This is a genomic window from Streptomyces sp. Pv4-95 (assembly GCF_045782725.1).
Classification (GTDB): domain Bacteria; phylum Actinomycetota; class Actinomycetes; order Streptomycetales; family Streptomycetaceae; genus Streptomyces.
The window spans coordinates 8,092,778-8,109,248 of sequence record NZ_CP127172.1 but is presented as its reverse complement, the minus strand read 5'-3'; the positions used below and the strand labels follow the sequence as shown (position 1 = coordinate 8,109,248).

20 protein-coding genes and 1 pseudogene are annotated in these 16,471 nt (G+C 69.7%); 12 read left to right on the top strand and 9 right to left on the bottom strand.

Features of this window, described 5'->3' with window-relative positions:
* Positions 1-36 precede the first annotated feature (36 nt).
* The 3 genes from QOM21_RS35645 to QOM21_RS35635 are packed head-to-tail and all read left to right on the top strand — an operon-like array spanning position 37 to position 1,560.
* Complete coding sequence (locus tag QOM21_RS35645; RefSeq protein ID WP_407555230.1) at positions 37-339, top strand: ArsR/SmtB family transcription factor; 303 nt, start codon at positions 37-39, stop codon at positions 337-339.
* Positions 336-728, top strand: a complete 393-nt coding sequence (locus QOM21_RS35640) for a VOC family protein (RefSeq protein ID WP_407555229.1) — start codon at positions 336-338, stop codon at positions 726-728. The genes QOM21_RS35645 and QOM21_RS35640 overlap by 4 nt, the downstream gene beginning before the upstream one ends.
* 58 nt (positions 729-786) lie before the next feature.
* A complete protein-coding gene (locus QOM21_RS35635; RefSeq protein ID WP_407555228.1) occupies positions 787-1,560 on the top strand; it encodes a class I SAM-dependent methyltransferase in 774 nt (257 codons plus the stop codon).
* 46 nt (positions 1,561-1,606) lie between these two features.
* Here QOM21_RS35635 and QOM21_RS35630 read toward each other — a convergent pair whose 3' ends face one another.
* From QOM21_RS35630 to QOM21_RS35610, 5 genes are all read right to left on the bottom strand, one after another.
* Complete coding sequence (locus QOM21_RS35630) at positions 1,607-1,960, bottom strand: hypothetical protein (protein WP_407555227.1); 354 nt, start codon at positions 1,958-1,960, stop codon at positions 1,607-1,609.
* 183 nt (positions 1,961-2,143) lie between these two features.
* Complete coding sequence (locus QOM21_RS35625; protein ID WP_407555226.1) at positions 2,144-2,959, bottom strand: nucleotidyltransferase domain-containing protein; 816 nt, start codon at positions 2,957-2,959, stop codon at positions 2,144-2,146.
* Between the two features lie 128 nt (positions 2,960-3,087).
* Positions 3,088-3,675, bottom strand: a complete 588-nt coding sequence (locus QOM21_RS35620) for a DUF998 domain-containing protein (RefSeq protein ID WP_407555225.1) — start codon at positions 3,673-3,675, stop codon at positions 3,088-3,090.
* Positions 3,676-3,885: 210 nt separating this feature from the next.
* The gene (locus QOM21_RS35615) at positions 3,886-4,380 is read right to left on the bottom strand and encodes a DUF3995 domain-containing protein (RefSeq protein WP_407555224.1); all 495 of its coding nucleotides are present in this window, start codon (positions 4,378-4,380) and stop codon (positions 3,886-3,888) included.
* 1,180 nt (positions 4,381-5,560) lie between these two features.
* Positions 5,561-6,718, bottom strand: a complete 1,158-nt coding sequence (locus tag QOM21_RS35610; RefSeq protein ID WP_407555223.1) for an RNA-guided endonuclease InsQ/TnpB family protein — start codon at positions 6,716-6,718, stop codon at positions 5,561-5,563.
* Between the two features lie 4 nt (positions 6,719-6,722).
* Between QOM21_RS35610 and QOM21_RS35605 the strand changes: the two genes are divergently transcribed.
* The 3 genes and pseudogenes from QOM21_RS35605 to QOM21_RS35595 form a co-directional block, all read left to right on the top strand.
* The gene (locus tag QOM21_RS35605) at positions 6,723-6,950 is read left to right on the top strand and encodes a transposase (protein WP_407556000.1); all 228 of its coding nucleotides are present in this window, start codon (positions 6,723-6,725) and stop codon (positions 6,948-6,950) included.
* A gap of 211 nt (positions 6,951-7,161) precedes the next feature.
* Complete coding sequence (locus tag QOM21_RS35600) at positions 7,162-7,497, top strand: hypothetical protein (RefSeq protein ID WP_407555222.1); 336 nt, start codon at positions 7,162-7,164, stop codon at positions 7,495-7,497.
* A pseudogene (locus QOM21_RS35595) lies at positions 7,485-7,931 on the top strand (SRPBCC family protein); the annotation flags it as partial. The gene QOM21_RS35600 and the pseudogene QOM21_RS35595, both read left to right, overlap by 13 nt.
* A gap of 125 nt (positions 7,932-8,056) precedes the next feature.
* On the opposite strand, the gene QOM21_RS35590 reads toward QOM21_RS35595, so the two are convergent.
* Positions 8,057-8,503, bottom strand: coding sequence for a PaaI family thioesterase (locus QOM21_RS35590; RefSeq protein ID WP_407555221.1), 447 nt, complete (start codon positions 8,501-8,503; stop codon positions 8,057-8,059).
* Positions 8,504-8,724: 221 nt separating this feature from the next.
* On the opposite strand from QOM21_RS35590, the gene QOM21_RS35585 reads away from it, so the two are divergent.
* The 3 genes from QOM21_RS35585 (at position 8,725) to QOM21_RS35575 (ending at position 12,262) form a co-directional block, all read left to right on the top strand.
* Positions 8,725-10,965: an FUSC family protein gene (locus QOM21_RS35585; protein ID WP_407555220.1), complete on the top strand. Its 2,241-nt coding sequence runs from the start codon at positions 8,725-8,727 to the stop codon at positions 10,963-10,965.
* Positions 10,966-11,065: 100 nt separating this feature from the next.
* On the top strand, positions 11,066-11,413 hold the full coding sequence (locus QOM21_RS35580; RefSeq protein WP_407555219.1) for a hypothetical protein: 348 nt from the start codon (positions 11,066-11,068) through the stop codon (positions 11,411-11,413).
* A gap of 111 nt (positions 11,414-11,524) precedes the next feature.
* Positions 11,525-12,262, top strand: a complete 738-nt coding sequence (locus tag QOM21_RS35575; RefSeq protein ID WP_407555218.1) for an SOS response-associated peptidase — start codon at positions 11,525-11,527, stop codon at positions 12,260-12,262.
* 73 nt (positions 12,263-12,335) lie between these two features.
* Here the strand turns inward: QOM21_RS35575 and QOM21_RS35570 are convergent, their stop codons facing one another.
* Positions 12,336-12,812: a GNAT family N-acetyltransferase gene (locus QOM21_RS35570; RefSeq protein WP_407555217.1), complete on the bottom strand. Its 477-nt coding sequence runs from the start codon at positions 12,810-12,812 to the stop codon at positions 12,336-12,338.
* 77 nt (positions 12,813-12,889) lie between these two features.
* Entirely contained in the window at positions 12,890-13,357 is a 468-nt protein-coding gene (locus QOM21_RS35565) for a VOC family protein (protein WP_407555216.1), read from the bottom strand.
* Between the two features lie 122 nt (positions 13,358-13,479).
* Here QOM21_RS35565 and QOM21_RS35560 point away from each other — a divergent pair, with 122 nt between their 5' ends.
* On the top strand, positions 13,480-13,977 hold the full coding sequence (locus QOM21_RS35560) for a SigE family RNA polymerase sigma factor (protein WP_407555999.1): 498 nt from the start codon (positions 13,480-13,482) through the stop codon (positions 13,975-13,977).
* A 54-nt stretch (positions 13,978-14,031) separates the two neighbouring features.
* Here the strand turns inward: QOM21_RS35560 and QOM21_RS35555 are convergent, their stop codons facing one another.
* Complete coding sequence (locus QOM21_RS35555; RefSeq protein ID WP_407555215.1) at positions 14,032-14,313, bottom strand: hypothetical protein; 282 nt, start codon at positions 14,311-14,313, stop codon at positions 14,032-14,034.
* Positions 14,314-14,518: 205 nt separating this feature from the next.
* Here QOM21_RS35555 and QOM21_RS35550 point away from each other — a divergent pair, with 205 nt between their 5' ends.
* On the top strand, positions 14,519-15,790 hold the full coding sequence (locus QOM21_RS35550; RefSeq protein WP_407555214.1) for a mannosyltransferase family protein: 1,272 nt from the start codon (positions 14,519-14,521) through the stop codon (positions 15,788-15,790).
* A gap of 190 nt (positions 15,791-15,980) precedes the next feature.
* Positions 15,981-16,466: a cation:proton antiporter regulatory subunit gene (locus QOM21_RS35545; protein ID WP_407555213.1), complete on the top strand. Its 486-nt coding sequence runs from the start codon at positions 15,981-15,983 to the stop codon at positions 16,464-16,466.
* Positions 16,467-16,471: the final 5 nt, after the last annotated feature.

The following is a 16,471-nucleotide window of genomic DNA, read 5'->3' as shown; positions in this document are numbered from 1 at the left end:
TGATAGGCAAGTGAAGAGTTGCCTATCATGGTGGCTGTGGCCGATGACCTCTTCAAAGCCTTGGCCGACCCCACCCGTCGCACCATCCTCGACGAGCTCACCGAAAAGTCCGGACAGACACTGTTCGAGATCTGCTCGCGGCTGACCATGAAGCATCAGCTCGGCATCTCGCGCCAGGGGGTCTCCCAGCACCTCGCCGTGCTGGAGGCTGCCGGACTCGTCGAGACCAGGCGGGAGGGCCGCTACAAGTTCCACGACCTCAACACGGCCCCGCTGCGGCAGATAGCCGAGCGATGGCTCGTGCCCGACACATCCGCTCCGGAGGAGAACACCCCATGAAAATCCATCTGACCAGCGTCTTCGTCGACGACCAGGCCAAGGCCCTGCACTTCTACACCGAGATTCTCGGCTTCGTGAAGAAGCACGACGTCCCGGTGGGCGAGAAGGACCGGTGGCTGACCGTGGTCTCGCCCGACGAGCCCGGCGGCACCGAGCTTCTGCTGGAGCCCGCAGGCCACCCGGCCGTCAAGACCTACCGGGACGCGCTCGTGGGGGACGGCATCCCGCTCGCCCAGTTCGCCGTCGACGACGTGCAGGCGGAGTACGAGCGCCTGCGGGGCCTCGGCGTCCGCTTCACCCAGGAGCCCCTGGAGATGGGCCCCGTCACCACCGCCGTACTGGACGACACCTGCGGCAACCTCATCCAGCTCGCGACGGAGCCGCAGTAGACGACCGACCGGGTGCGGGGCCCGACGCCGGCGGTCGACCGACTACTAGGCTGCGCCGATGGAACCCGTAACCGACGTGCCCGAGAGCTTCGCCCGGCCTGCCGATCCGGCCCGGGCGAATGACTACGACAGCTTCGCCGAGGCGTATTCGGCGGAAACCGAGAACAACGTTGTGAACGCGTACTACGCGCGGCCCGCGGTGTTAGCCCTCGCCGGAGACGTGGCCGGTCGTCGGATCCTGGACGCCGGCTGCGGCTCGGGCCCCCTGTCCGCCGCACTCCGCGACCGCGGCGCCGTCGTCACCGGCATCGACGGCAGCACCGGGATGCTGGCACTGGCCAAGAGGCGGCTCGGTGATGACGTAGCCCTGCACGTGGCCGACCTGAGAGACCGCCTGCCGTTCGACGACGGTGCGTTCGACGACGTGGTCGCGTCGCTGGTCCTGCACTACCTGGAGGACTGGGGGCCCACGCTGGCCGAGCTACGGCGAGTGCTCAGCCCGGGCGGCCGGCTGATCGCATCGGTGGACCACCCCATCGTGGCGTACACGATCCAGGATCCTCGGCCGGACTACTTCGCGACCACCAGCTATACCTTCGACTGGACGTTCAACGGGCGGTCCGTCCCGATGAGGTTCTGGCGCAAGTCTTTGCAGGCGATGACCGATGCCTTCACCAGCGCCGGCTTCCGCATTTCCGTCATCAGCGAGCCGCAGCCCGACCCGGCCGCCCGTGAACTCTTCCCCGACGGCTTCCATGACCTCTCGACCAAACCCTGCTTCCTGTTCTTCGTCGTCGAGGTACCGCCGTCGACCACCGGCTCGGTTGCTTGAGCCGCACCCATCTCCGCGTTTCGCCGGACGGGCCCTGTTGGGGCGGTCAGTTGGTGATCGTCACACAGGGCAGTCCAACGCTTTCGCCACCCCGGAAGCCCTCCGCGCACAGCCGGGTGCCCGCCGGGAAGTGGCGCTGGGGGTATGCCTGGTCGCGGTAGGTCCGGAACTTGGCGACGTCCTCGGCCTTCGTCCTGGCGCTCCACCCGTTGGTGGTCCACACCCGCGCGGAAATCCGGTGGGGCTGGTTGGTGTTGACGACGGAGACTTCCACCCGGCCGAGGTAGGTACCCGAGTCATAGGTCTCGATGCAGACGGAGTGGTTACACCACTTGCCGGCGGCTGCCGCCGGCGGACCGGCGGCGAAGACGAGACCAACAGCCGCAGCCGTCGCACCCATACCTGTGACGATCTTCCTCAGTGCACTCATACCTTGATCAACGACTGCACCGGGCCCCTGTCACGCGTGGTCGGCCACCGCACGGCAGCACGGCCGGCCCGGCTCGGAACGAACAGCGCCTTCTCCGGCGCCCTCGAGGCTCCACGAGGGGCAGAACTCGTCGTAGCCCGCCTCCCTCGGAGTTCAGGACGCGAGCCGCTCGCATACCTCGGCGGTCAGCCTGTCAGCGGCGTCAAGCGTGGCGGAGAGTACGGCCGGTGCCGTGCCGAGCGTGCCCAGCAGTTCATGAGACCGCGCGGCGAAACCCGCGGGAGCGGCCGGAAGCTCTCCTGCGGACCGAACCGCCCCCTTTTCGTTCAACACCCAGCAACCCGCGTGGGCGTGCAGTCCCTGCACGAGAAGCCCGATCGCGCGGAAGAGGCAGCCGGCGGCGTAATAGGCGTCGCCGCGAGCCGCTCCCTTACGGGCATTGGCCAAGGTGAACGGAGCCTCCCACAGCGCGTTGGCGATCAGTGCCGCGCGCAGCGGCTCCGGATACCGGCGAGCCTCCCGCCGCATGGGCCGCAGCTCGCCACCGGGGTCGGCGAGCACTCGCCCGAGGGCCACCTCGCCGACGTACGCGGGGGAGTACACGCCGAGTGGATGACCGGCCTGGATGCCCACCTCGAAGCGGCCCGCCCGGCACTCTTCCCAGATCCGGTGCACGCGATCCAGGTCGCGGTAGATCCAGTCGACCGGGCAGCCGTCAACGGTCAGCCATGCCCCGCCGTCCACCCACGGTCCCCAGCCGCCCGGTTCCGTCACCTCCACCGGCCCTCCGGTCAGCTCGGCCGCCAGGAGGCGCAGGGCAGCAGTGTCCAGTGGAGGCCGGTAGTACAAGCCGAGGTCGAAGTCGGAGTCGGGGCGGTGTGTCCCTCTCGCCCGGCTGCCGCCCAGGCATACGCCGACCACGCCGCCGACTTCGGTCAGTCGATCCGCAATCTCCGTCAATCGATCCACGGTCCGAGTCTGCTGAACCGGATCACCCAAGGCGACCGCTTTTCAGGACCCTCCGGCCCGGCACCGCCCATGTGCTCTCCGGGTGCCGTCACGCGGCGCGTTCGGGCCTGAACTCCCGAGCCGGATGTTCATGGCCGGCGGGGGTGACGCAGGCAGGAAACGACGACCACGAACGGCCACAGGGACTGCATGGTCGTCAGGGCGCGCTCAGCCACGCCGGCGGCGCCGTTGCCCTGTAGTTCGATCAGGAAACAGGCGGCGCCCACCGCCATCAGCCCGGTCACCGTGATCGACGCTGCGGGCCGAAGTGCCCATGGCACGGCTTTGCCGCGATCAGCGGCCAGTACCGGCCATACCGCCAGGAGTGTGAAGCCGATCGCGACCGCGAAACCGTGCCCGAGGGAGCCACCGCGGATGGGGGCCGGGGTCTGTGCCACCACGATCGCCGCCACCCCACCGGCAGCCAACGCCAGACGTCCGGCGAAGGAAGCTGCCCGCAGCCCCCAGGCGGTGAGGAGATGACAGATCCCGAGGGCGATCAGCGCGCCGTTCAGCACCCACCTTCCGGACGCGCCGTCCGCCCCCAGGATGCTGATCGTCTGAGTGACCGGCTCGTAGCCCGGCCCCTGGAGCAGCGCTGCGATCACCCAGGCACCGACCAGGACGACGGGCGCGCACCCCGAAGACACCAGGGTCCACCAGGGAACAAGTCGCATCAAGCCACCGTAAAGCATCCATTCCCCCGCCTTCCCGCGTACACGCAGGCGACCGGCTGGTCGGGCAACGAGCGGTATTGCCGAGAAGCGCGAGGGATCGATGGGGTTCGGGCATGGCGGCGGTGGAGGGGGCCCGCCCCTACCTGCTCCAGCACGTGTGCCCAGGCACGCCTTCTCTGTCGATCGCAGGCACCCTGCCCCGACGTACCGTCAGGCGAGGCCGCTCTTGGCGCCCTTCGCCCTCCCGGACGCACGGGCGGCAAGACCGAAAGCGAGCCCTCCGGCCAGGAACCAGGGATTCCACAGCACCAGCGTCCAGAACCGCTGCTCCGCGCTCACAGCAATCCCCGAGCCCCCTGCATCCGTCAGCAGCAGCACCTCGACCGCGACCCCGCGCAACAACAACACTGCGCAAGCACACCAGCCCAGCGCCCGGACCGCCCTGCCTGCCAGGCCCCCGGGCCACGAAAGGGCGAGAAGCCACCCCAGCCCACCGCCGACCAGGCACAGCAAGCCCACACCCCACAGGCCCACCACCACGAACCACCAGGGGCGTTCCTCGGCCAAGGGCCCTGCCGAAACGCTCAGGCCCCAGCAGCCGCCCAGCGCCCAATAGAAGTGAAGCGCGGCGAAGGCAATCGCCCAGGCACACGCAATACGCCCCCACAACCCCGGCGTCGACTTACCCCTCGGATGTTCATACATAACGAGGAGCATGCCACTGCTGTCACACGCCGCCGGGGCTACCGGCACCTCTGACGACAGCACGGCCAACCCCCGGGCCGGCCGTCGTTCGGGCGGGGGTCTCCGGGAGGGGTGAAGCGGGATGCGCCATGCGCCATAGGGGGACGGTCGGATCGGGACGACTCCGGATCCGGACAACATGGCCCTTCCGCAGGGCAATTGACAGCTCGAACGCAGCAGGTCAGAGTCCCGTCGTGAGCGAGACGAATGATCTGACACCCACCGAGCTGCGTGTATGGCGGGCTTTCCCGCGAGGCGAGTCGGTGGACTTCCGTACTGCGGAGAACGAGGATCCGGCGCTCGGCGACACCTGGGGCGCCGAGCGGACAGTGCGGGCAAGTGTGCTGCGGAGCCTGCTGATCAAGGCTCCGCAGGAGGACGGAGAAGTCGCCGCGCTCAAGATCACGGGTGCACGGATCACCGGCGTGCTGAGCATCGATCACGCCACGATCGACGCCGCCATCCTGCTGCGTCACTGCCGATTCGACGGCGTTCCCGACCTGAACGGTGCCCAGCTGCGCCAGCTCGATCTGGGCAAGTCCGCTCTGCCGGGCCTCACCTCGGAGGGCGTTCGGATCCAGGGGGCGCTGCGGTTGACGGGCTGCCGTATGCAGGGGCCGGTGCGGCTCGGCGGCGCGCAGATCTCCGGGGCGCTGTTCATGGAGCAGGCGGAGTTCACAGCGGCGGACGACTCCGAACCGGTGCTGCAGCTCAACCAGGCCACGATCGAGGCCGACTTGTGGGCGCCGCAGATGCGCGCGCAGGGACAGGTACGCCTGACCGGTGCCTCCGTCACCGGGCGGATCAACATTCAGGACGCCGTCTTCCACAACCCCGACGGCATCGCGCTGGACGCGCAGAACCTCAACGTGGGAGCGCATGTGCGGGCGCGGTGCCTGCGTGCGCGGGGACGGGTCGAGTTCAGAGGCTCACGCATCACCGGCCGTCTCGACCTGCTCCACGCATCCCTGTCTCATCCTGGCGACACGGCACTGCGGGCGAGCAGTTGCGTCATCGGCGAACTCTGGCTGCGCAGGGGCGATCGCATCGAGGGCGCAGTCAACTTGACCCGGCCCTTAAGGACCGGGCTTGGAGGTAGTGCCCAACTGGCTGTTGGGGTGGGCTCCTCCGTCCAGACACCCTATGGGGTGGCAGGGACGTGTGACTCACGCCCCGCATTCCACACGCTCTCGCCACGGGTGGCGATGTTGTGGGAAGCATTCCGGTCGGCGTGGGCAACGACCCCGCACCCCCGGCAGATGAAAAGCCCCTGGTCGACACGGTTGCGCCTGTCGACGTGGCCGCACCCGGCGCAGGTCTGCGACGTGTACGCGGGATCAACGAAGACCAAGGGCACACCTGCCCGCTTGGCCTTGTAGACGATGAAATCTCCGAGCTGGGCGAAGGCCCAGGAATGGAGTGCGACCCGTTGGGGCTTACGGAGCCGTACCCTCTGCCGGATTCCCTTGAGTTCTTCCAGGGAGATCCCGGCCGAGGTGCGTTCAGCCTCGGTCACAATCGTCTTGGCGATGATGTGGTTGGTGTTCTTTACGTGCCTCTGCTCGCGGCGGGAACGGGCCTTGAGCCTGCGTTTGGCGGACTTGGTGCACTTCTTCTGGAGCTTCTTGCGCAGGGCAAGCTGCCGCTTGCGGTAGCGAGTCAGGCCGCGCCCGGCGGCCTGGTAGCCGGTGGACGTGGTGGCAATGTTGACGATGCCGAGGTCCACGCCGATGCAGCCGTCCGGCTCGTAACTCTCGGCCTCGGGAATGTCGCAGGTGGCGACCAGGTAGAAGGCGCCGTCACGCTCGATCAGGTCAGATTCACCCTGCCGGTGCTGCTGGAGCAACTTGAGGGCGTCGGCCGAGCAGACGAAGCGGACGTTCTTGATGCGCCCCGCGGTGGTCCAGATCGATACCGTTTGCAGGTCGTACTGCCAGCTCAAACACCGGTCGTCATACGGCTGCGCCGCATCGGACCGGAACACCATCGGCTTCGACTCGGCCTTGATCCGGCGCTTCGACTTCGGCTTCCCGAGGTTCCCGGCCCGGATATTGGCATGCAGCGTGGTGTACGCATCGCGCACCTTCTTGATCACGTGTTGCGCCGCCTGCGCCCCCAGCCCGGAGGCCTTGAGGTGCGGATAGGTGTGCTTGCGCAACTCGTACTCACGCGGCACACCACGGGCGAACGCCACTTCGGAGACCCAGCACGCCAGATCGTTGACCGTGCGCAGAGTCGCGGACAGCGCGGCGACCTGACCGGCCTCCGGCACCAGCTTCACCTGCGCCACGACCTTCACGCGGATCAGCGTACTGGGAGCCAAACATCTGGGGCTCTACCCGCCGAAGATCGCCATCTCCCGGTTGGTCGGCTCCCTCAAGGGCGTCTCCGCTCGCAGACTGCGCCAGGAGTTCCCCGCCCACATTCACCGGTACCTGTGGGGCACGCACTCCCACTTCGCCGCATCCCGCGACGGAGCACCCCTGCCGATCATCAAGGAGTACATCGAGCATCAGAAACGTCCCTCGTAGCCTGCGGGTTAGAGCAGTCCAAAGAAGCGATTCCCATGGTGCGAGCGCCGCCTCCGTCGGCAAGGCCGAGGCCACCGTCCGTCAGATCGCCCATCGCGCACGCCGGCACGTCCACGCACGGCGTCGTCGTTTCGAGCCCCGATCGGACGCGACCCGGGAGATCGTCGAGCGGTTCCTGCTCGCGGCGGCGACCGGCGAGATCCAGGCGCTGATGGACCTGTTGGCGCCCGATGTCGTACAGATCTCCGACGGCGGCGGCAACGTGGTCGCGGCCCGCCGCCCGATCACCGGGCGCTCCGAAGTCGCCCGGTTCGTTCTCCGTGTGACCCGTACCAGCGGCGCGGCGACGGGGGTCGAGCACGCCGCGTACAACGGCATGCCCGCGGCGCGGTTCCTCACCGGCGGTGTACTCGACTGGCTGGTCGCGTTCGAGATCCACGACGGTCGGATCACCGGCCTGTACGGGATCCGCAATCCGGACAAGCTGCAGCGTGCCAATGTGGTGCGTCCACTCGACCGAGGAGGTCACCAGCCGTGGAAACCATGACCGTTGAGCGCGTCATCGCCGCACCGATCGGGGATGTCTTCGCCTGGCTCACCACGACCACCAACTACACGCGCTCGCCCCTGGTGCTGCGCTGCCGCCTGACCCGGCGCGGCGAGTCCGCACCGTACGGCGTCGGTGCGGTGCGCGGTCACCTTTGGCTGATCGGCTGGTTCCGGGAACGCATCACCCGCTACGAGCCGCCGCACGCCACCGAGTACGTCGTCGAGCGCAGTCTGCCGCCGTCCAGGCACGAACTCGGCCGGATGACGTTCACCGAGGTCGACGGCGGTACCCGGGTGTGCTGGACGACGCGTGCCGAGATCCCGGTCCCCGTGGTCGGCGCCGTCCTCACCCGGCACGTCGCGCGGCCGATCATCACCCGCACCTTCCGCAACATCCTCGACGCCGCCGACGCCGCGCCGGCTCCGCAGGGCTCGCCCCTCTTTAGCGTCACCAGGGCGCCCGCTCCTTCGGTCTCAGCGCCGAGCTCTTCGCCGGAGCGGGCGCCTGCGGACGGGAGGTCTTCATGGCCAGGCGGCCCGTCCGATCGCCGCGGGCGTCACACCGAGGTCGGTGCCTGGCCGAGGGGGATGACACGGGCGGTGGCTCCGGCGGTCGCGATCGTCGTCCCGTCGGGGGTGGTGAGGATGGCTTCCAGGAAGGCGATGTCGCCTGCCCGGTGCACCACGCGCCCCTTTCCGAGGATCCGGCCGGGGCGGACGGGCCTCAGGAAGTGGGTGTGGAGTTCCAGAGTGGACTGGAATTCGTCCGGTGCGAGGGTCGCGAGGAGGGCGGGGCCGACGGTGTCGTAGAGCATCGCGGCGAGGAAGGCGCCCAGCACGTTGCCCACCGGGTTGGTGAAGTCCTCGGTCGCGGTGAAGGCAAGCTCGATGGTGCCGTTCTCGACGTCCGCGTCGAGGAATTCCAGCCCCAGAGTGGCCGCCGCCCGAGGCAGCGGCGCGCGCCCCTGCACGCCCTCCCAAAACGGCCCGGACCGTCCGCTCACCACACCGTCCCCAAGGTCGAGGTATCCGCCACCGCCCCCTTTCTTCCTCCTCGGGCCGTGTCGGATGCCGGGTCGGGCCACGACTCACCCGAACGGCATCGATGTGCGCGGGCCGCGTCCTCCTCGTCGGCGCCCTACCTCCCCTGCGGACCGCCGCTGCGCGGGGCAGCTGCCGAGGACGACGCGGTGCGGACCCCGAGCAGCTGGCCAATAGTGGAGGGGTGAGCCCGCAGCAGGGACAGCCCCCGCGCTCCCCGCGGCGTACGGCCGGCGAGCCGGTCCAGGCGGCACGGCGCAGGCTGCGCCACGTGCTGAAGCACGGCAGGCAGGGCCTGCGCGGGCAGCACACGATCGTCGGCACCGCGGTCCGCGTGACGGCCGCCGCCTGCATCGCCTTCTACCTCTGCCGCTACGGCTTCGACCGGACGGTCATGTCCGTGTACGCCACGTTCACCGTCGTATCGCTCGGTGTGCTGGCCCGCATCCCGGGGTCCGGGCGGCAGCGCGCGGCGACCACCCTCACCGCGCTGCCCGCGGGGCTCGCGCTCATCACGCTGGGCACGCTGCTCGCCGTACAGACCTGGGCTGCCGTCCTGGGCATGCTCGTCATCGGGTTCCTGGTCGCCTACGCGGGCACCACAGGGCCGCGGATCGCCGGCGCAGCGCCCGGGATGCAACTGCTCTACATCCTGCCCTGCTTCCCGCCCTACGCCCCGGAGGCCCTGGGCCAGCGGCTGTCCGGCTTCCTGCTGGGCGCGGCACTGCTCGCGCTGGCCCAGCGCTTCGTGCTGCCCGAACCCGACACCCCGCCCTACCGCCGGCTGCTGGCCGATGCCGCCGACGCAGCCGCCGTGCTGGCCGATCACCACGGTGGGCCCGCCCCCGTGGCGCAGCTCGCTCGCGCACACGCGGCCGGCGACGCCCTGCGCCCGTCCCGGGTCCCCCCGGCCGATCTGCCCGCCTCCCCCGGACTGCGTCACAAGGCGATGGGCCACGCCGCCGAGACCGCCCGCACGCTGCTGGCCCGGCTGGAGGCCCTGCACGCCTCGGCGGGGCCGCGCACCTACCGCCCGGAGACCGTGGCGCTGCTCCAGGGCATCAGCGCCGCCGCCCGCGAGACAGCCGACGCGCTACGGGCGGGGAAGAATCTGGAGCCCGGCGAGGGGCCGTCCACGGCGGCCCTGCAGAGCCGGCTGGTCCCCGCCCGCACCCACCGGGCCGTGGACACGTTGGTGCGGCTGAATTCCGACGACCGACTGACCTTCCTGCGCCGCCGGTCACTGGTGGTGCAGGCCGCCGACAGCGCCGTCGTCCTCGCCCTGGCCACCCGGCTCCTGTTCGGTGACCGATCCGTCGACCGGAACCCTGCCGGACACGCCTTCACTTATGCGCGGGCACACGCCCTCGAACTGTGGTGGCATCGGCTCAGCGCCCACCTCACCCCCCGTTCGGTGATCTTCCAGAACGCCTGCCGGTTCGCACTCGGCCTGGCCGCGGCCCGTGCGATCGCCGGGCTCCTCGACCTCCAGCACGGCTTCTGGGTGCTGCTCGCCACGCTCACGCTCACCCGTACGACCAGCCTGGAGACCTGGTCCGCGGTCCGGCAGGCGCTCATCGGCACGCTGGTCGGCGCGGTGCTGGCCGGCGGGCTGCTGGCACTGGTCCACGACCGGATCACGGTGTACGCGCTGGTGCTTCCGGTGGTGATGCTGACGGCGTTCATCGTGGGACCGCTGCGCGGACTGGCCTGGGCGCAGGGTGGCTTCACCCTGGTCGTGGCGACGCTGTTCGCCCAGGTCGCCCCCGTCACCTGGCAGCTCGCGCCGGTACGGCTGTTGGATGTCCTGGTCGGCAGCGTCATCGGGCTGACCTGCGGCCTGCTGGCCTGGCCACGGGGCGCGGGGAGCGAGGTGCGCAGAAGCATGGCGGCGCTGTGTTCCGCCGTCGCCGACGCCATCGGACAGACCACCACACGGGTCGTCGAGCACAGTGACACCGTCGGGACGTCCGACACCACCGTTCTCATGGTCAATCGCGCCCTGGGCCTCGCCCGGGAGAGCCTGGCCCAGTATCAATGCGAGCCGCGGCACGACGTGGCCGGGCAGCCGGACTGGCCCGCGGTGCTGGTGGCCGCGGCGGACGCCCGGCGCGGCGAGCGTCTGCTGCCCGGCCGCCCGGGCAGGATCACCCACCATGAGGTCGGCGCCTGGCTACGGCACGCGGCCGGCAACACGGCGGCCGACTACCGCGCCCTGGCCCAGCACCTGCGCACCCAGCAGGGCCCACCACGCGTAGGTCCCCAACACCTCGACATCCGGGGCCTGTTGGACGTGGCACCGCCCGTTCCGCGCAACAGCTCGGACCACGACCCGCGCGCGGTCGCCGCCGCGCTCCTCATCGACTCGGTCATCTGGCTCGATGCGCTCACCGCCGACCTGAACCGCATCCACGAGGAGCTGTGACGCCCAGCGGCCCACGCGTTCAGCGGCTGGACGGGTGAAGCCGCCCCGACGCGCGGGGCGCAATCCGCAGAACTCGAACGGTTGAGCACATTCTCTCGGTGTGGCCGACACCTTCGATTTCCCTCAGGATCTGCTCGACGCCCAGCGGAAGCTGCACCAGGTCCAGGCCGATCTGCATGCGTTGTACGAGCGGCTTCCCTGGTCGGCCGAGCCACTGGCCGGCCACGGCGCCGACTTCTGGCGCCCCCGGCTGCGCGAGGACTCCCCCGGCTATGCGGAGGAGGAAAAGGCCCAGGTCGCAGCGCTGCGCGCCCGGCAGCTCGACCTGGTGGTCACGGTGTCGTGCCACGAGTACTGGGCTGCTTGCCCGGGTGACGCCGTCACGGCGCGATCCGCCCTCAAGCACGCCCACGAGCCGGAGGACGCGGCGGAAGACGCGGCGGCCTAGGGCCGACACGAAGACGGCGCGCAGCGCCTCGGCGACCGCCAAGCGCGACGCCGAAGCGCTTCGGGCACCGAGTGATCCACCATTCGGCCGCCGCAGTGGCAGGGTGGGTTCATGTGCGGTCGATACGTTGCCACCCGTAGTCCACAGGACCTGGCGGGTCTCTTCCACGTCAGCCGGTGGAACCCGGAAGAACTCCTCGCTCCGAGCTGGAACGTCGCCCCCACCGACAACGTGTGGGCGGTGCTGGAGCGACCGGACCGCGGGACGGGTGAGATCGAACGGCGGCTGCGGCCGCTGCGCTGGGGGCTGGTGCCGTCCTGGGCGAAGAGCCTCAACGTGGGCGCGAAGATGATCAATGCGCGGGTGGAGACGGTCCACGAGAAGCCGGCCTACCGTCGCGCCTTCGCCAAACGCCGCTGCCTGCTGCCCGCGGACGGCTTCTACGAGTGGCAGCAGCTGCCCGCGGAAGGAAAGGCGAAGCCCCGCAAACAGCCGTACTTCATCACCCCCGAGAGCGGCGAGGTCATGGCCATGGCGGGACTGTACGAGTTCTGGCGCGACCCCGCCGTTGCCGCGGACGACGATCCGGCCGCTTGGTGCGTGTCGTGCACCATCATCACCACCGAGGCCCGGGACGCCGCCGGCCGGATCCACCCGCGCATGCCTCTTGCCATCGCGTCCGACCACTACGACGAGTGGCTCGACCCGACCCATCACGACCCCGACGACCTGCGCGCGCTCCTGACCACCCCCGCACACGGGCACCTCGACGCCCGCGCCGTCTCAACGGCGGTCAACGACGTCCGCAACAACGGAGAACACCTCCTGGACGCCGCCGACGCAGGATGATTGCTCCCGCCGCGAATAACAACAGCCACGAGACCCCGGCGCTACAGCTCGTCCCAGCCTCTGTCCGATGGTGCTACTCCTGGCGCAGGTTCAGCTCACCGACCGTTTGGCTGCCGCTCGTCTCGCCCGTCGGCCGGAATCCGAGCCCGAGGTAGAAGCCTTCGGGCCCGTCCTCGCCCGGATGCCAGGAGGTGGTCAGGCGGGTGCCGCCGCGACGGCGGATTTCGGCTGCGACGGACTCGACCGCGAAGCGGCCGTATCCCCGACCCTGCTCGCCTGCCGCGATGTTGAGGCGCCAGAGGCCGGAGCGGAGGTCCGTTGCCGTGCCGTCACCGGCCCAGTCGATGTCGAAGAAGGCCATGAGGAAGCCGACGGCCCGGTCCCCGTCAAGGATGAGGCGGGGCCAGGCTGTGCCGGGGTGGACGTACGCCTCGGCCAGCGACTTCACGACCGGTGCGACCAGGTGCCCTTGGTCCGGACGGACCCGCAGGTCGACAGCGAGGTCGAGGTTGTCCGGGGTGATCTTCTCCAGGCGGGGTGCGCTTGTCATGCGGGAACGATAAGCCGGTTGATCGGTGCGTCCGCGGGCGCACCCGGCCATGGGCAGCTCGACCAGCACCCGGAGCGTCAGGAAGACTCCTTGTGGACGGCTTCGATGTTGTTGCCGTCCGGGTCACTGACGAACGCGCAGTAGGCGCGGTACTCCTTCCAACGCCGCGGCGTGTGTCGCGATGTGCCACCCGCCGCCGACGCTGCCGCATGGAAGCTGTCCACCGCGTCGCGGCTGACCGCCGTGAAAGCGATGTGGACGCCCCGGGTGACGGCGGACTCCTTCTCCGCACGTTCAAGGGACAGCGAGGGCGTGTCGCGCTCCTGATCCCAGTACTCGGCGACACCGGCGGCCCGGTATCCGATGGTGATCCCCAGCGGGCCGAGGGCCGCGGTGTAAAAGGCTTCGCTGACCTCGAAATCCGAAGCGAACACACCGAGATGATGGATGAAGGGCAACGGTTCTTCCATGCCGGCCGAGCCTACGGAACGGACCGACGCCCGCACGTCCGACCACGCCGGAAGGCCGATGCGGCGAACGTCCACTGATGCACGCCGGGACGATTTCGTTCCGTGACAACGCTCACTCATTTTCCCCGCCTTGCGTGTCGACCGGATGCCTCCCGCGGGGCGTATAGCAGGTGAAGCGAGAGATCCGGGAGAGGCTGTTGACCGTCGAGGAGTTCGAGGAGTTCTACGCCCAGACGGTCGCGCGGCTCACGGGACAGCTGTACGTGATGCTCGGCGACCTGCACGAGGCGCAGGACGTGGTGCAGGAGGCATTCGTCAAGGGGTGGAGCCGCCGTCGGCAGCTCGACCGGGACGGACAGCCGGAGGCGTGGATCCGCACGGTCGCCTGGCGGCTGGCGGTGAGCCGGTGGCGATACCTGCGCCGCAGCGCCGACGCGTGGCGGCGCAGCGGTGCGCCACCACATGTCGAAGGGCCGGAGCCCGCGCAGGTCGCGCTGGTCGAGGCGCTGCGTGAACTACCCGTCCAGCAGCGTCGCACGCTGACTCTGCACTACCTGTGCGATCTCACCGTCGAGCAGATCACCGGCGAGACGGGCCTGTCGTCGAGCACGGTCAAAACGCATCTGAGCCGTGGCCGCAAGGCACTCGCTCACCGCTTGCACGACCCGCGCATTGAGGAGGCGCCAGGTGTCTGAGCTCCAGGACCCGTTGCGGTCCCTGTTCCGGCAGGCGGCCGGCACCGGGCAGGATCATGCCGTGACCGCGCCGGTGGACCGGATCGTCGCGCGCGGGCGGCGGGCGCGGCGGCGACGCGTCGGCGCGCTGGTGACGGTCGCGTGCCTGGCCTTCGGCGGCGGCGCCACCGCTGTGGCGCTCCTCCCCGGACCGTCGGCACCCGTGGGCCCGGCCGTCACTCCCAGGCCGTCCCCTGACCGGTTGCCCTCGCCGGTACCCACCGAGCCCGGCACCTCCACCTCGCCCACCCCTGGGTCCACACGCAGCGGCTCCCCTTCGTACACCGCTCCAGGCATGAGTACGGAGCCACCTTCGAGCACTGCTTCCAGGACGGCCACGGCACCGCCTTCCCACACTGCTCAAGGAACGGCCACGTCGCCGCCTCCAGGAAGCGGTCAGGAAGCGGCCACTTCGCCGCCCTGATCCAGCTCGCTCTTGCCCACCCCGGCGGACCGTCACCGGGCGATCCGGCGTGCCTGCGCATACCCATAGGAGTCCGTTATGCCTGCTATGCCCTCCGAGGTGCGCGAGCGCCCCCATGCCTCCCCCCACCCTCCAGCACGTTCCCGCCGCCTGCCGCGCCTCCTTGAACCTGCCCAACGGACCGGCCGTGTGCGCTGGAAGGTGCGCGGCCCCGCGGCGTGGCGTCCCAGCCCGGCCGACCGCGACATCCTGTGGCTGTATCTGCTGACCCGAATAGCGATCTGGATCACGGCCTACTGCGCCCGCTTTCTGTTCCCCTCCGACCCCGTCGCCCACGACCCCACCCCGCCCCTCGCGCCCTTTCAGCACTGGGACTGGGACCACTTCCTCAATGTCGCGCGCGACGGCTACTTTCCCGGCGGGGCCGGGCCATGGCAGCCCGGTTGGGACAACCGGGAAGCCTTCTTCCCCGGCTTCCCGCTCGTGCTGCGCGCGGTCCACTTCATCGTGCCGGACTGGACGTCGGCCGGACTGCTGATCTCCCTCGTTTCCGGAGCGGTCGCCGTGCTGGCCCTGGCCCGCATCACCCGGCACCACCTGCCCGACGCCGAGGCAGGACGGCGCACCGTGCTGTTCTTCCTGCTCTCGCCGTGCGCCGTCTTCCTGGCCGTCGGATACACCGAGGCGCTCTTCCTGGCCCTGGCCCTGCCCGCCTGGCTCGCCGCTCAACGCCGCAACTGGCCCCTGGCGATGACGCTGACCGCTGCGGCCACGGCCGTACGCGTCAGCGGACTGTTCCTCGCCGCGGCACTCGTCACGCATTTCCTACTCACCGCACGCAGCATCCGTGATCTGCGCTCCCTGCCGTGGCTGGCTCTGCCCGCACTCCCCCTGGCCCTCTTCAGCTGGTATCTGCACGCCCACACCGGTGACTGGATGGCCTGGAAGCATGCGCAGGAGCGTGGTTGGTTCCGCACCTTCCACGCCCCGTGGGAAGCCTGGGCCAACACCTGGCACAACGCCTTCGACCACGCCCAGAGCACCGGGTACGCCTTCATGTTCCAGGCGGAACTCGCGGCCATGGTCACCGGCCTGGTCCTGCTCATCGTGCTGGCACGCAAACGCCGCTGGCCCGAGACCGTCTACGTCGCCCTCAGTCTCTGCGCGCTGGGAACGTCCTACTGGTACACCTCGGTCCCCCGCGCCGCCCTCCTGTGGTGGCCGCTGTGGATCGCCCTGGCAGCCTGGAGCCTGCGCAGCCCCCGGATCAAGACCGCCTACCTCTGCCTGGTCACACCGTTGAGCACCGTGTTCGCCCTGACCTTCCTGACGGGGCGCTGGACGGGCTGATCGGTACGCGAGGGCACGGGAGGCGCGCCTTCGTACTGCGCCAGGCACATGCCATGCCACTGCAATTTCGCACATACAGCACATGATTCATCGCAAATCACGGTGAATTACGTGTCGATAGGGTGGCTGCTGGAGGCAGAACTCACGTTCCCGCCTTCGGTACGTGACAGCACACCTTTGGGGGTTTCCCATGCCCGTTCCACGTCTGAGCAGCACTCCGCTACCGGGGATCGGGGTCCGCTACGACCTGACCACCCGTGAGCACCGTCGCCTTTCGGTGATCGCGCACCGCGACGGCAACCGGACGCTGAACACCTACCACCGGGACGACCCCGACGAGTGCGCCCTGTCGGCGAAACTCAGCGCGTCGGAGGCCGCCGCGCTGATCGACGCGCTGATGCCGTCCCACCACAGCCCGAACCTGCTCTCGACAACGGACCTGGGGCTGGTCGCGGAGCGGATCGAGCTCTCGTCCACCTCGTACTGGAACGGGCGGGTGCTGGGCGAGACGCGGATGCGGACCGAGACCGGCGCGTCCATCGTGGCCGTCCTCAGGCGCGCCGAGGCGATCCCGTCACCGGCACCGGACTTCCGCCTCGCCGGTGGAGACACCCTCATCGTGATCGGCACACGCGAAGGTGTCGAGACCGCCGCAACGATCCTCGGCCGGGACTGAACGGT